Genomic DNA, 14,862 nt, shown 5'->3' on the forward strand with positions numbered 1-14,862 from the left:
AGCTTTCGGCAGGTGGCCTTCGGCTTTTGATTTTTGTTTTATAAATTAATTTCAAACGGTATGCCAAATCGCTTTGCAAGCTCGTCCAATGACAAAACGACGGGTTCGAGCAAATGAATGCCATTCACGCTACGATCTGCTTCACTCTCGCGTTCAGGATCACCGGGAATAAGCACTTTTTGACCATCCACAGCCCGCGCGCCGCGGAAGGCCTTGATCCATTTGTCCATGTCCTGTTTAAAATCATCGGCTGGCCGGAAGCCGTCCACACGCATGGCACCCAGGAAATGTCCGGTTCCCAATCCTACGCCTTGCTGCGCCGTCATAAATCCGGCAGTTGCGAACGGTGGAACCCACGGGCCAAAATTAGCGCCCGAAAGCACACCCGAAAATATGTCTACAATGGCCCCTAACCCATAACCTTTGTGGCTTCCATGCTCCCGGTCAGAGCCCAGCGGAAGCAAACCTCCCCCACTTTTTACAGCGTTGGAATCTGTTGTAGCATTTCCCTCAGCATCCTGCGCCCAACCGAGCGGAGCAGGCAAACCTTTGCGCTGCAATATTTCAAATTTACCATAAGCAACAGCGGTTGAAGCAAAATCTGCTACAAATGCAGGTTCCGTCAACGCGGGCACAGCAACGGCTATCGGATTCGTTCCCAATAATTTATCCAATGAAAATGTAGGCGTTACCAATGGTGCAGCATTGGTCATAGTCCAGCCAATCATATCCTTCTCCAAAGCCAGCATGGCATGATATCCGGCAATGCCAAAATGGTTTGAATTACGAACAGAAACCCAGCCGGAACCAACCTTTTCGGCCTTTTCCATCGCAATTTCCATCGCTTTCGGCGCTACCACGAGGCCCAAGCCCCTATCGCCATCCACAACGGCAGTACTTGGTGTTTCATAAACCACTTTCACTTCCGGTTTCGGGTTCAGCCTTCCGTGATCATACAGACGCACATAACCGGCCAAACGGGCAATGCCATGAGAATCCACACCACGCAGATCGGCACTTACCAGGACCGTTGAAGCGAGTTTAGCCTCTTCCGGCGAGCATCCGATGGCAAGAAAAACCTCCTCCGTGAAATGTTTTAAATAACTGGCCTGATACATATACGTCAAATGAGTGAACTTCTTTTTAATTTTACCTGCATTCCCCGATTTGCACGCAGGGCGCTGCAAATATCCTAATTCAATTCGCATCGTCCAATATTTCATGGAAATCTGTTCACCTCGACCGCTCCGTCCGCCAACTAACGGAAACAATCCCAATGGAAAGTAAGAATTCTGTTTTAAAACGCATTATCCGCTATTTTATCCGCGGACTTGTCCTTGTGGCGCCTTTGTATGCGACGGGGCTGATTATCTGGACGGGCGTACAATATCTGGATAACATTATTTCGATTGACATTCCCATTTCCAACAATCAATATGTATATCTGCCCGGCCTGGGCATTGTGCTGATCATTCTGTTCATCATTTTGCTGGGCTTTTTCTTTTCGACCATTGTTCCGCAGTCATTCGTCAAATTCGCAGAAAGCATAATGCGGCGCATCCCGCTGGTGAGCCTCATTTATTATTCCATTAAAGACTTGATTCTGGCTTTTGTAGGGGATAAAAAGAAATTCAATCAGCCCGTGCTCGTGACGATGTACAAGGAAACACAGATCAAAAAGATTGGCTTTATTACGCAAACTGATCTCAGCCACCTCAACATTGCCGATCATGTCGCCGTTTACATGCCCCTGTCCTACTCATTATCAGGAGAGTTGTTCATTGTTCCATCCGAGCATGTCGTGGTGCTGAATGCGAGTTCAACGGACGTGATGAAAATGCTTGTTTCGGGCGGTGTTTCTGTCAAAGTTCCGCGGGAAGAAACCGCTGAGGAAGATTAATTTACACTTAAAATATGAGCAACAATGCAACACTTTTGCCCGTTTAAAAGAATGATTCCCTATATTTGAAACATTCTTTTATTGCTATGAGACAGCTTTTCGTTATCGTCATTTTGCTAGTTACAGGGAGTCTTCAGGCGTGGTCGCAGGACCATTATGATGCCAAAAAGGCACTTTCGAGCGAAGAACTTTTTCTCAAACAAGGCAATACAAGCCGGATAATTGCGACGCCGGGACAGAAATACCTGGTGCTGGACGCTTCTCCCATGATCGGCGGCTTTCACAGATACCGCTTTTTTCCCGGCGACAACATTAAATTCCGGATGCATAACGAAACCATCCGTTTCAACGAAACCATTGCCAGCGTCAGCGATTCATCTTTCAGCATTGCTATTATCAATGAAGCAGTTGGGAGAATGGATTATCAGGAAATTCTTTTGAAAGATATCCGCCTGATGAAAGTGTCCCGTCGAATTCCTTTCATTTCGCAATTAGCACCGTTACTGCCGCTCGCCGGCCTGATTTATGTGGGTGCCGATTTTTTTAACAAAGGAGTTGATGACAAGAGATTCACAACCGACGCTTCTTCGCTTGTCGTAGGCGGCGCATTCATTGCAGCAGGTTTTGTTTGTTACAAACTAACCTTCTCTTCGCTAAAAATAAACAGCAGGAATAAACTGAAAGTCCTGGAAACCTATTAATACATACCGAATTCCTCGAAGGCAGCGCCTTTGATTTGTCCCTAATCTGATTCTTTACAGTGAAATCCATTCTAGTCCACCCACCCCAAAAATCCATACGCGCAGAAATACGACTTGCGGCATCCAAAAGTGAATGCAACCGTGCTTTGATCATCAACGCCCTGACCGGTTTTGAATGTGAGCTTTCCAATATCTCCGAAGCCCGCGATTCACAAACCATGCTCAGGCTGCTCAATTCCAACGAAACGGTCGCTGATGTGATTGATGCGGGAACAACCATGCGTTTTCTGACAGCCTATTTCGCGGTGACTGATCAAACCAAAATTATGACGGGCACGCCACGCATGTGTGAAAGGCCGATTGGAATTCTGGTGGACGCATTAAGGGTTTTGGGTGCAGACATTGAATATGAAAAAGAAACAGGTTACCCACCATTGAAACTGAATGGTTTTGCCTATTCCGGCCAAAACGAGATCGTTATGCGCGGTGATGTAAGCAGCCAGTATATTTCAGCTTTGCTGCTGATTGCACCCAGTTTGCCCAGCGGCCTGAAAATTAACCTGGAAGGTGAAGTCGGTTCCAAGCCTTATATCGAAATGACACTGAATCAAATGGCTCATTTTGGTATCGAATACAAGGCGGATTGGCATACAAACACCATTATAATCCCTCCTTTCAAATATCAGCCGCACCCTTATGCCATCGAGTCAGATTGGTCAGGCGCGAGTTACTGGTATAGCATTGTGGCACTGGCGGACGATGCGGAAGTGGAATTGCTGGGATTGAAAAAAGACTCATTACAAGGTGATAGCGCCATTGTCGACATTATGCGTCATCTGGGCGTGGAAAGTGTTTTTACTGACAGAGGCGTTCTCTTGACCAAAATTGCTCCGGCAGCATCCATAGGATGGGATTTCACCGATTGCCCCGATCTTGCACAAACCGTTGCCGTTTGCTGTGCAGTAAAAGGCATCAGTTTGTCACTAACCGGCATTGAAAGCTTAAAAATAAAGGAAACCGACCGCGTTTTTGCTTTGCAGCAGGAATTGCAAAAGTTGGGTGCAAAATTGACAGAAGTGGAAAAAGACCATCTCTATGAAGTTTCTCAGATTCCAGGTTTTGAGCGAAAAGAAACGCCTTCCATCCACACGTATGATGACCACCGCATGGCTATGGCATTTGCGCCAGCGGGAATGGTGGCTCCTATCATTATTGAAGAGCCCGGTGTTGTTGTAAAATCCTATCCTGGTTATTGGAAAGACCTTTCTGTGGTTACAACCTGGGAGGAGGTCTGACCTTTCCGATCATTTAATTCCTGTTTTCATGGAAAATGTTGTGTCGTTATTTGCTGCTATCCCTTTCTGGGTTTACCTGATTCTGATTCCGGTAATCATTGCGATCAGGGACGTTCTGCAGCGCAAACACACGATCCAGCATAATTTTCCACTAGTAGGGCATTTCCGTTACATGCTGGAAACGATCGGGCCTGAATTGCGCCAGTATATCGTTGCCAACAACCGCGAAGAACTGCCATTTAACCGTCGGCAGCGGTCATGGATTTACGCCTCTTCTAAAAAGGAAAACAATTACCAGGGTTTTGGCACGGACCAAAACATGCAGGAAGCCGGATATGTGCTCATAAAACCGGCCATGCTACCTTTTAAGCTGGATTCCACGCACAGCCATCACGTAAAAAATGGCAATGATCCGCATCATTATACCATTCCATCTGCCAAGGTAATCGGCGAGTTTCATAACCGGAAACGTCCTTATCGTCCGCGTTCCATCGTGAATGTGAGCGCAATGAGCTTTGGTTCGCTGTCTTCGCGTGCCATTGAATCGTTGAATAAAGGTTCGTTTCAATTTGGTAATTACCACAACACCGGCGAAGGAGGATTATCACCATACCACAAGTTTGGAGCGGATGTGGTTTTCAATATGGGGACTTCCTATTTTGGTGTCCGTGATCATGACGGCAATTTTGTCATGGAGAAGCTTGTGAAAATGACACAGCTTAATCCATTCGTGCGATTGATCGAGCTCAAACTTTCACAAGGCGCAAAACCGGGCAAAGGCGGCGTATTGCCTGCCAGCAAGATCTCGGCGGAAATTGCAGAGATCCGTGGTGTGCCGATAGGCAAAGATGTGGTATCCCCTCCCTATCACAGCGCATTTTCCAATGTGAAGGAAATGATCGATTTTATTGAAGCGATGGCTGCCGCAACCGGCCTGCCCGTTGGAATAAAGTCTGCCGTGGGCAAAACAGATATGTGGGAAGAACTTGCTGATTTGATGGCTGAAACGGGCAAAGGCCCCGATTTTATCACCATCGACGGCGGTGAGGGAGGAACAGGCGCAGCGCCGCCTTCTTTTGCGGATCACGTTTCGTTACCTTTGGTTTTCGCTTTCAGCACAGTTTATAAAATTTTCCAAAAAAGAAATCTTACGGATAAAATCACTTTCATCGCTTCTGGCAAGCTGGGGCTTCCTGCGCAAGCCGTGATGGCTTTCTCTATGGGCGCAGACATCATTAATGTTGCCCGCGAAGCCATGATGTCGATTGGCTGCATTCAGGCGCAAACTTGTCACACCAACCGCTGCCCTACCGGCATCGCTACCAACAATAAATGGCTCGAAGCGGGCATTGATCCAACATTAAAGAGCGAGCGCTTCAACAGTTACATGAGCACGCTAGCCAAGGAAATAATTGAAATTACACACGCAACCGGGTACGAACATCCGTGTCAGTTTGGAATGAATGACATTGATATTTCCATGGGAGATCATAATAAAACAATTACATTGGCAGACAATTACGGTTATTTAAAAACCATTGTTCCCTACTCCGGCATTCGTGCGCTGCTCGACTGCCCGCATTTGGGGGGCAGAAAGATTCCTGGTGAAAAGACAGTCTAAATTTGACAACCATGATCCGAACTATACTAAGCACACTCACAGCCACATTTTTTTGTCTAAACCTTTGTTTTGCGCAAAGTAACCCACGTTATTTTGTTCTGTTCAAAGACAAAAACAACTCAACATTTTCAGTGGATAAGCCCGCTGAATTCCTTTCTGCACGCGCCATTGCAAGAAGAACCCGGCAGAACATTTCCATAACAACCCGCGATTTCCCTGTCAATCCTGGTTATGTTTTCGCGATCAAGCAACTTGGTGCTTCCGTCATTTTCACATCCCGCTGGTTCAATGGCGCTGTGGTGGAGGCCACTGCTGCGCAACTGGCCGACATTAAAAAATTGCCATTTTACAAAAGCATCGAATTCGATCTGCCTGTTGCCAACATTAATGGAAAATCTCCTGGCGTTGAGCGCCTAGCAGCCAAACTAGAAGCTGAGGAAGACCTGAATTACGGAAATATGAATGCGCAACTCGCATTAATGGACGTTCCGCAACTGCATACCAAAGGTTTTCACGGAGAAAATATGCTGATCGCCATCCTGGATAACGGTTTTTTGAATGCAGATCAGGTCGGGTTTTTAAAGCCACTTCGTGATGCAAAAAAGATTGTTGATACTTATGATTTCATGGGCAGAGAAAACCAATGTTTTCAACGATGGATCGCATGGTTTGCACGTCATGTCCACTATGGCAGCCAATCAACCGGGATCTATGATCGGTGCAGCATTTGAGGCAAATTATGCGCTTTACCGCACAGAAAATGACTTTCTTGAATCGCCTTATGAAGAAATCACGTGGCTTATGGCCGCCGAACGCGCGGATAGTGTAGGTGCGGACGTAATCAATTCCTCATTGGGTTATAGCGAATTCGATGCGGAATTTGATAAGCCGGAATACAACTACACATATCAGGATATGGATGGAAAAACCACCATTGTGAGTCGCGCAGCACGTTATGCAACGCGTACCGGCATACTGGTGGTCTGTTCGGCTGGCAATGAGGGAAATAAGGTGTGGCGTTATGTAACCGCACCCGCAGATGTGGATTCTGTCTTAACAGTCGGAGCGACGAATTATGAGCGCACCTACACCGCATTAAGTTCTGTGGGGCCAAATGCTGCGGGCCAGCAAAAGCCGGACGTTGCTGCCGTAGGTTTAGGAACAATCATTGGCAACACCTCAGGCAATGTTGCCAGCAGCAACGGAACGTCGTTTTCGTCGCCATTAATAGCAGGTTTTGCAACAATTCTATGGCAGGCTTATCCTAATCTTTCGGCTCAGCAACTGATTGATGTCATCAAGAAATCGGGGCATCAGGCGAGTGCGCCGGACAATTTGCTAGGATATGGCGTTCCAAGCGCTGCAAAAGCGGAGCAGATCATTCAGGCTCAATACACGCCGCTGGGAACGGAAAGCGATTTGCTTAAAGAAATCGTGTTGTCGCCTAATCCCGTTCCGGACAATGCAAGCCTTACAGTTCCTCCGCATCTGATCGGTAAAAGAGCGACGCTTAGTGTTTACGGGTTAAGTGGAGTAAGATTAAGCGTTTTTGAAACAAGATTAGTCCATGTGCAACCGATTGCTGCGACGCAGCTTTCAGCCGGACTTTACCTGGTTAAAATCCGCGTGGATAACCATGAAAAAGCCTTGAAATTCATCAAGCAGTAACCTTCCGGATCATCCGGACAACCGACTCTGAATCATTTAATTGCCCTACATTATTTAAAGAACTCCATTGCACATCCAGCGATTCGTCATTCACAACGATCTCCTGGCCGGGAGCGGCTTTAAAAGCATACCGAATGTCATAGTGGTTATGGGCGGGAAGCCCTTTTCTTTCCGGGATAAGGTGAATGTCAACGTCAAAGATGCCCGGCTTATGTAATTCCAAATGTTTAATCCCGGTTTCTTCCCAAATTTCTTTGCGCGCAACCTGTTCTGTATCAGGATCGCCATCGCAATGTCCACCCGGCTGCAACCATCGTCCCAGTTTCTGATGATGCATGAGCAACACCGATTGCTCGTCCGGAGAAAGCACAAGCCCGGAAGCCGTTACGTGCCCGATTTCCAGCGAACGTTCGAAGCAATCGGGATGCGCTTTTATAAATGCAATCGTGTCCTGATACATCTCTTTTTCAATTCCATCTTCCGGCGTATAGGCATTCAGGAGGGCAAGCAAACTATTCCGCTTCATGTAGGCTATCTGATTTTTTCATTCTAATTTCACCACAAGTTTAATACTTCAAGAAATAAACCACCTTATTAAGAAATGAAAAAGTATTTATTATCGGTTTCCCTTGCCGCATTATTGGCCACCACAGCCATCGGACAGCGCACGCCACAAGCCAGTCCTGCCGCCACGGTAATGCAAAGCATTGGCGTTACTGATTTCACTGTAAAATATTCGCGACCAGCCCTCAAAGGAAGAAAAGTATTTGCCGACAGCTCCGAACTGGCGCCATACAACCAAATCTGGCGAACAGGCGCAAACATGGCGACCACATTGGAAGCCGGAACAGACTTTTCATTTGGAGGGAAAAAAGTGCCTGCCGGCAGATATGCTTTATTCTCTATCCCATCTGGCGCAGCCTGGACGATAATTTTGAATAAAAATTTCAACCAAGGCGGCACGCAGGATTATAAGGAATCGGAAGATATTGCGAGAGTAATGGTCGTTCCAACCTCAGCTGAATTCACCGAAAGCTTCAAGATCAGCATTGAGCCTGCTTCGGACAGCACGGGTTACCTGAACATTGCTTGGTCGTCCGTTAATGTCCCTGTGCCGCTTGCTGTTAGCACTGAGTCACTGACAATGGCCGGACTGAACAAAGCTGTTGCAGAAAAACCAGAAGACGTTGCCGCATTGCAGAGCACCGCTGCCTATCTATTATCCAAAGGCAAAGACCTGCAAGTAGCGCTTTCGCTGGCAGACAAAGCAATTGGCTTGAAAGAATCTTATTCTAATTTGTGGCTGAAAGCACAGATTTTGAGCAAGCTAGGCAAGAACGCAGAAGCATTGCCGGTTGCGCAAAAAGCATTGACATTAGGAGGCGCATCGAATGACGCCGCGTTCGTGAGTTTCTTTAAAGGACAAATCGAAAACGGAATCAAGCAAATCGAGGCGAAAGTTTCCGCTGCTCCCAAGCAGGCTGCTTCTTCTGTGAAAGGCAAGAAAAAGAAGAGTTAACCAAGAATATTTCAAATGATTTGGATGCGGCGGATTTCGTCGCATCCTTTTTTTTGCATAGTGGAGGTTGTTACATCCCTCCGGGATTTACGATTACGCATGCATATTTGTTGCTACCGATATTGCATGCCTCCGGCATTTACAAGCAGTATCGCAAAGTCGCGGAGTAACAATATGTGTTGGCAATGCGGAAATGACTTATCTCAAAAGCAAAGTCGCAGAGCGGCGTACTAATGGTAGCAAGTCAAAGCCGTATCAAAGCAAGTCGCAGAGCGACGTAATATTGGTAGCAAAAACGGGGATTGAATTTCAAATGTAAATGCCGGAGGCATGTAACAACATCCCTAACGACGCGCCCGAGTCGGCATCACCGAAAAAAACGCGGGACGCTCCAACCGTATTTAACGGCTAAAATGCGAATGGCTATGATAACCAGCGATGCGGTAATAAACGCCACATTACGCCCTGCTCCGACGCCGTCCAATAACAAATAACAGCAAGCGCCTGCCAGGCAAGCCGTTGCATATACTTCCTTCCGGTAGATGATGGGGATTTCGTTGGTCATCATATCGCGGATTACGCCGCCCATAGTGGCTGTGAAGACGCCCATAATGACGGCTATTTCAGGCCGGACGCCTAAATGCAATGCTTTCTCCGTCCCTACAATGGTAAATAATGCAATCCCAAACGTATCAAACAGAAAAAGCGTCTTGCGAAGTTTTAAAAGGAATCTATAAAAAATAAAAGTGACCAGAATCCCCGCCATAATGGCATAAATGATGGTAATATCGCTGATCCAGACAAGCGGATAGCTATCCAGCAAAATATCGCGCAATGTTCCGCCTCCGATAGACGAAATGAATGCCGTGAAACTTGCCCCGAACCAGTCCTGATGCTTCTGATCCTTCACAGCCAGCGCGCCGGAAATAGCAAAAGCAAATGTGCCAATGATCTCTAAAATGTATTGAATACTCATCCCGCGAAATGGCTAAACTGCCACCGGCGCTTTGATGCCCGGCCAGGGATTATAATCTTGCAATTCAAAGTCTTCGAATTTGAAATCAAAAACACTTTTAACATCCGGATTAATAATCATTTTGGGAAGCGCACGCGGTTCACGGCTCAGTTGCACGCCCACTTGCTCCAGATGGTTGAGATAAATATGCGTGTCGCCGCCAGTCCAGATAAAATCACCCAGATCCAGGTCGCATTCTTGTGCAATCATCATGGTAAGAAGCGCATAGCTGGCAATGTTGAACGGAACCCCCAGAAAAACATCCGCACTGCGCTGGTAAAGCTGGCAAGACAATTTGCCCTTCGTTTCACCAGCGTCTTCATCCGGCGGAGCCACGTAAAACTGGAACAAAGCGTGACAAGGCTGCAATTTCATTTCTGACAACTGCGACGGGTTCCACGCTGAAACAATGATCCGGCGCGAGTCCGGCGCATTTTTCAATTGCTTCAAAACTTCCTGCAACTGATCCACAGTCTTACCATCAGGCCCTTCCCAGCTCCTCCACTGTTTTCCATAAACCGGCCCGAGGTCACCATTTTCATCCGCCCACTCGTCCCAGATGGAGACCCCGTTGTCTTTCAGATATTTCGTATTGGTATCGCCTTTCAAAAACCATAAAAGCTCGTGAATAATCGATTTCGTATGCACTTTTTTAGTGGTAACCAACGGGAAGCCGTCTTTCAGGTTGAAGCGCATCTGATAACCAAAAACACTGACCGTGCCAGTGCCGGTGCGGTCGGTTTTGCGAACTCCGTGTTTGAGTACATGGCGTAACAAATCCTGATATTGCTGCATTGCGATATAATTAATGCTATTAAAAAGAAGATAATGTTATTTAAACGGTTGCAATTTCAACGTCATAAGTGATCGTTGCCAGCGCTTCCAGCTGGGCAGTTGCCGAGCAATATTTTTCCATAGACAAGCCGATCGCACGCTGTATCTTACTCTCATCCAGATTATTACCTGCGAATTTGAATGTCAGGTGGATTTTAGTGAATGGCTTACGCTGCGTATCCGCTTCTTGCGTGCGATCGCCCTCCACACTAACGCGGAAATCGGTGATATCCTGGCGTTGCTTTTTGAGGATGAGTACTACGTCAATGGCGCTGCAGCTTGCCAAACCCATTAACAACAATTCCATAGGCCGCACGCCCAGGTTACTTCCGCCGATTTCGGGCGAGCCGTCGGTATGGACTTTTACTTCTGAGGAACCACTGCCTTCAAAATGAAAGGCGTCATCAACACGAACGAGTTCTACTTTCATAATAGTTACCCCATTGTTTCAGCGGGGCATTTTTAATGATAAAATGTTTCAAAAGCCATTTGAAATAACGTCCTCGCGTTTGGCAAGACGGTTCAAATGGTTATTATATTTTAATAAGGATTACAACCGGATCAAAGTTCAAATATACTTCATCAAACGCGATTCGGCTATTTAACCTAATAATTTAAAAAGATACATAAACCTCGTATATTCGTTTTATTATGCCGTTTTAAAGGATTTTGATAAAATAAGCGCGAAATGACATGTGGAAAGAGGACGATAACAAATTGACGAAGAGCTTCACTTTCAAGGATTTCAAGGAAGCGTTTGCCTTTATGACCGAGGTCGCGGAAACGGTTGACGAAATGGACCACCATCCGTTTTGGACCAACACATATAATAAAGTGACATTTGAATTGAATACGCACGACGCTGGCGACATTGTTACTGAAAAAGACCAAAAACTCGCCGCCGCGATTGATACAATTTTTGAAAAAACTAAAAAATAGCTGCCTGGCCTGCCCATTGCATTCAATGAAACTTTACATAGTCCCCACGCCCATCGGCAACCTGGAAGATATTACACTTCGCGCCATCAATGTTCTAAAAAGTGTGGACGTAGTTCTGGCAGAAGACACCCGGACTTCGGGTAATCTGCTGAAACACCTGGGCATTTCCAAGCCTATGCATAGTTACCACGTTCATAATGAGCACCAAACGGTTACGCGGGTGGTGGAAAGGATCCTGAAAGGTGAAAGTATGGCGCTGGTTTCGGACGCAGGAACGCCTGCAGTGTCTGATCCCGGATTTTTGCTCGTCAGGGAATGTATCAAACAGGGCATTCAGGTAGAATGTCTGCCAGGCCCGACTGCTTTTGTGCCTGCTTTGGTTAACTCAGGTTTGCCGAGCGACCGGTTTACATTCGAAGGTTTTTTACCCCACAAGAAAGGGCGCCAGACGCGCTTGCAAAACCTGACGTCAGAAGAACGGACAATGATATTCTACGAATCCCCGCATCGTTTGGTAAAAGCATTACAGCAATTCGCTGAGTTTTTCGGAGCGGACCGGCAGGTTTCAGTCGCGAGGGAATTGACCAAAATTTATGAAGAAAATGCCCGTGGAACGCTGGAAGAGGTCATTGCTTACTTTTCAGAAAAAACCATTAAGGGCGAAATCGTGATTGTTCTGGCCGGGAAAGTTGAAGAAAAAAAGAAATCAGATAAATATGAGGATTAGCATTTTTAGATTGATTGCGTTTGTTGCCGTTTTTTTATTGACCAAAACATTCGCAAATGCCCAGTTTGCCACATTAAGCCCCGAAGCAAAGGTTAGTCTGGTTACATTCGGGCCGGGCGATGAATTATACTCAGGTTTTGGACATAGCGTGCTTTGGATTTACGACCCGGTGCTCCGCATTGATAATGCTTACAGTTACGGAACATTCAGTTTTGACCAGGGCAATTTTTATATCAATTTCATGCGCGGTTACTTGCCATACAGCATTTCGGTTCATCCGCTCGGACCCCAGCTGGACTATTACCGCGCCGAAAACCGATCTATTTCTGAGCAAGTGCTTAACCTCAGCATTCCGCAAAAACAAAAGCTCTTCAATTATCTGGAAACCAATTACCTGCCTCAAAACAGGGTTTATTCCTACAAATTTTTCTACGATAACTGTGCGAGCAGACTGGCCGTTGCATTAAAAGAAGCCTGCGGCGACAGTTTAATTTACAAAGGTTATACGCACGAAAAGCTGAGTTTCAGACAATGGATCGATCGTTATGCATTCAAGCAAAATCCTTGGGCGGACTTTGGCATGGACCTTGCCCTAGGAACGCCCGCAGACGAGATTGCCACGCCCGAACAAGCCACTTTTTTGCCTGATAACCTGGCCATTGCATTCACCGACGCAAGAATGAAGACTGCTTCGGGCCTGACGCCGCTGGTGAAGTCTACAAATGAATATTTCAAAGCCGAGCCCCGAAATTACAGCGGTATTTTTGCGCCAATGAATGTCTTCTGGGCACTTGCGGTGTTAACATTAGGCATCACTTACTGGCAGATCAAAAAGGAGAAGTTGAATTTTCTTTTAGACAAAATACTTTTCTCAATTGTAGGTCTTGCTGGCTGGTTGCTAACCTTACTATGGTTTGCCACCGAGCATCATGATACCAAATGGAATTATGATATTTTGTGGGCGTTTCCGCTGTGGATGCCGCTGATTTTCCAGATTTCGAGAAAGAAGAAACCATCCTGGTTCTCGTTCTTGTTGATATTTTACGGATTTCTCTTACTTTGCGCAACAGGTAATTTGTTAAAACATAATTATGTCGTAATTCCGATTATATTAATACTGGTCATCCGGGTTTACTACATGAATAATTCACTCTCTAAAATTCCCCAGAAAGGATAGTATAGTAATGAATCTCGAACAGCTTACACAACAAACCATAGAAATCGTAAGACAAGCGTCTTCCTTTATCCAGCAGGAAGCAGCCTTGTTTTCGCGGGATAAAATCGAATACAAAGACCTGAACAACCTGGTTTCCTACGTCGATAAGGAAGCGGAAAAATTGCTTGTGGCAGGCTTGAATGCATTGCTTCCCGAAGCAAGTTTCATTACCGAAGAAGGCACCACCGGCCAGGAACCCGACCCGACCGCATTAAACTGGATCATTGATCCGCTGGATGGAACAACCAATTTTATTCACGGCATTCCTGTCTATTGCGTCAGCGTAGGATTGGCGCGAGGAAAGGAATTGCTCGTAGGCGTAATCCACGAACCCAGCCTGAACGAAATGTTCTATGCATGGCAAGGCGGCGGCGCGTGGTGTAATGGCAAGCCCATGAAGGTTTCCAATGTAGAATCGCTGGCCGACAGTCTGATCGCCACAGGTTTCCCCTACTATAAATTCGAAAAGCAGAAGCGCTATATGTACATTCTGGAATTGCTGATGCAAAAAACGCACGGGATCCGGAGAATGGGAGCAGCAGCAGTGGATCTTGCCTACGTTGCCGCCGGCCGTTTTGACGGTTTTTATGAATACAACCTCAATTCCTGGGACATGGCGGCAGGTGTACTAATGATCAAAGAAGGCGGCGGAACCGTAACCGACTTCAACGGAGGCGACAATTACCTCTTCGGAGGCGACATTATAGCCGCCGCAGGAGGCCACAAAGAGCTGGTCGAAGTAATCCGGGAAAATTTTTAAATGGAAAACGTCCGACACACGCTCATTCATCGCAGCGGCGACCGCTCATTCATCGCAGCAGCAACCGCTCATTCATCGCAGCGGCGACCACTCATTCACTCATTCAAAATTACCCCCCATGGACATCGAACAACTCAAATACCCAATAGGCAACTTCCAGCGCCAGGAGCTGTACACACCAGCAGAAGTCAAGTCAAACATTCAGATCATCAGTGCATTACCATCTAAATTTATCAATCTTTTAGGAGGTTGGGACGACGATAGATATAACACACCTTACCGCCCGGATGGCTGGACAATAAGGCAGCTGGTGCACCACGTTGCGGACAGCCACATGAATGCTTACGTGCGTTGTAGATTGGCGATGACCGAGGATAACCCTGTGGTCAAGCCGTATGAAGAACAATTGTGGGCGGAGCTTCCGGATGCAAAAATGGCACAGGTAGAGCTTTCAATCCAGCTGTTGCGTTACATTCATTTGAGGTGGGTTTTGTTGCTCAATTCGATGGATGAAAATGACTTGGCAAGAACCTACACGCATCCTGTAACCGGCCGCGTTATCCGCCTCGACGAAGTGATTGCCAATTACGCATGGCACAGCGAACATCATTATCAGCATGCATTTCAGCTCGCGGCCAGGAACAATTGGTAAAAACAGGCTGTTAGT

17 protein-coding genes are annotated in these 14,862 nt (G+C 46.6%); 12 read left to right on the forward strand and 5 right to left on the reverse strand.

The features are described from left to right. Positions 1-38: 38 nt before the first annotated feature. Positions 39-1,118: an Ldh family oxidoreductase gene (locus tag MUK70_RS16695; protein WP_234655377.1), complete on the reverse strand. Its 1,080-nt coding sequence runs from the start codon at positions 1,116-1,118 to the stop codon at positions 39-41. Positions 1,119-1,276: 158 nt separating this feature from the next. Between MUK70_RS16695 and MUK70_RS16700 the strand changes: the two genes are divergently transcribed. From MUK70_RS16700 to MUK70_RS16725, 6 genes are all read left to right on the forward strand, one after another. Continuing rightward, entirely contained in the window at positions 1,277-1,900 is a 624-nt protein-coding gene (locus MUK70_RS16700) for a DUF502 domain-containing protein (RefSeq protein ID WP_234653872.1), read from the forward strand. Positions 1,901-1,986: 86 nt separating this feature from the next. After that, on the forward strand, positions 1,987-2,601 hold the full coding sequence (locus MUK70_RS16705) for a hypothetical protein (RefSeq protein ID WP_234653873.1): 615 nt from the start codon (positions 1,987-1,989) through the stop codon (positions 2,599-2,601). A 59-nt stretch (positions 2,602-2,660) separates the two neighbouring features. Then, positions 2,661-3,896 carry a 3-phosphoshikimate 1-carboxyvinyltransferase gene (locus MUK70_RS16710; protein WP_234653875.1) on the forward strand — a complete coding sequence of 412 codons (1,236 nt, stop codon included), beginning with the start codon at positions 2,661-2,663 and terminating at the stop codon, positions 3,894-3,896. Between the two features lie 28 nt (positions 3,897-3,924). Further along, the gene (locus tag MUK70_RS16715; RefSeq protein WP_234653877.1) at positions 3,925-5,517 is read left to right on the forward strand and encodes an FMN-binding glutamate synthase family protein; all 1,593 of its coding nucleotides are present in this window, start codon (positions 3,925-3,927) and stop codon (positions 5,515-5,517) included. Between the two features lie 11 nt (positions 5,518-5,528). After that, positions 5,529-6,248: a hypothetical protein gene (locus MUK70_RS16720; RefSeq protein ID WP_244784415.1), complete on the forward strand. Its 720-nt coding sequence runs from the start codon at positions 5,529-5,531 to the stop codon at positions 6,246-6,248. Next, complete coding sequence (locus MUK70_RS16725) at positions 6,205-7,185, forward strand: S8 family peptidase (protein ID WP_244784417.1); 981 nt, start codon at positions 6,205-6,207, stop codon at positions 7,183-7,185. The genes MUK70_RS16720 and MUK70_RS16725 overlap by 44 nt, the downstream gene beginning before the upstream one ends. On the opposite strand, the gene MUK70_RS16730 is transcribed toward MUK70_RS16725, so the two are convergent. After that, positions 7,175-7,711, reverse strand: coding sequence for an NUDIX hydrolase (locus MUK70_RS16730; protein WP_234653880.1), 537 nt, complete (start codon positions 7,709-7,711; stop codon positions 7,175-7,177). The two genes, MUK70_RS16725 and MUK70_RS16730, sit on opposite strands and share 11 nt — an antisense overlap. 75 nt (positions 7,712-7,786) lie before the next feature. On the opposite strand from MUK70_RS16730, the gene MUK70_RS16735 reads away from it, so the two are divergent. Beyond that, complete coding sequence (locus MUK70_RS16735; RefSeq protein ID WP_234653882.1) at positions 7,787-8,704, forward strand: DUF2911 domain-containing protein; 918 nt, start codon at positions 7,787-7,789, stop codon at positions 8,702-8,704. Between the two features lie 367 nt (positions 8,705-9,071). Here MUK70_RS16735 and MUK70_RS16740 read toward each other — a convergent pair whose 3' ends face one another. From MUK70_RS16740 to MUK70_RS16750, 3 genes are read right to left on the reverse strand one after another with little or no spacing between them, the layout of a single operon-like run. Then, entirely contained in the window at positions 9,072-9,680 is a 609-nt protein-coding gene (locus MUK70_RS16740; protein WP_234608087.1) for a trimeric intracellular cation channel family protein, read from the reverse strand. 12 nt (positions 9,681-9,692) lie between these two features. Continuing rightward, positions 9,693-10,514 carry a thymidylate synthase gene (locus tag MUK70_RS16745; RefSeq protein ID WP_234653884.1) on the reverse strand — a complete coding sequence of 274 codons (822 nt, stop codon included), beginning with the start codon at positions 10,512-10,514 and terminating at the stop codon, positions 9,693-9,695. A gap of 40 nt (positions 10,515-10,554) precedes the next feature. Beyond that, complete coding sequence (locus tag MUK70_RS16750; protein ID WP_234653886.1) at positions 10,555-10,983, reverse strand: OsmC family protein; 429 nt, start codon at positions 10,981-10,983, stop codon at positions 10,555-10,557. A gap of 263 nt (positions 10,984-11,246) precedes the next feature. Between MUK70_RS16750 and MUK70_RS16755 the strand changes: the two genes are divergently transcribed. The 5 genes from MUK70_RS16755 (at position 11,247) to MUK70_RS16775 (ending at position 14,847) form a co-directional block, all read left to right on the forward strand. Continuing rightward, positions 11,247-11,492, forward strand: a complete 246-nt coding sequence (locus MUK70_RS16755) for a 4a-hydroxytetrahydrobiopterin dehydratase (protein WP_234653888.1) — start codon at positions 11,247-11,249, stop codon at positions 11,490-11,492. 25 nt (positions 11,493-11,517) lie between these two features. After that, positions 11,518-12,219: a 16S rRNA (cytidine(1402)-2'-O)-methyltransferase gene (gene rsmI, locus MUK70_RS16760; protein WP_234653890.1), complete on the forward strand. Its 702-nt coding sequence runs from the start codon at positions 11,518-11,520 to the stop codon at positions 12,217-12,219. Continuing rightward, the gene (locus MUK70_RS16765) at positions 12,209-13,396 is read left to right on the forward strand and encodes a lipoprotein N-acyltransferase Lnb domain-containing protein (RefSeq protein ID WP_234653892.1); all 1,188 of its coding nucleotides are present in this window, start codon (positions 12,209-12,211) and stop codon (positions 13,394-13,396) included. The genes rsmI and MUK70_RS16765 overlap by 11 nt, the downstream gene beginning before the upstream one ends. A gap of 7 nt (positions 13,397-13,403) precedes the next feature. Further along, complete coding sequence (locus MUK70_RS16770; RefSeq protein ID WP_234608081.1) at positions 13,404-14,195, forward strand: inositol monophosphatase family protein; 792 nt, start codon at positions 13,404-13,406, stop codon at positions 14,193-14,195. A gap of 118 nt (positions 14,196-14,313) precedes the next feature. Further along, positions 14,314-14,847, forward strand: coding sequence for a YfiT family bacillithiol transferase (locus MUK70_RS16775; protein ID WP_234653894.1), 534 nt, complete (start codon positions 14,314-14,316; stop codon positions 14,845-14,847). The last annotated feature ends 15 nt before the right edge of the window (positions 14,848-14,862 follow it).

It is taken from the genome of Dyadobacter chenwenxiniae (assembly GCF_022869785.1).
Classification (GTDB): domain Bacteria; phylum Bacteroidota; class Bacteroidia; order Cytophagales; family Spirosomataceae; genus Dyadobacter; species Dyadobacter chenwenxiniae.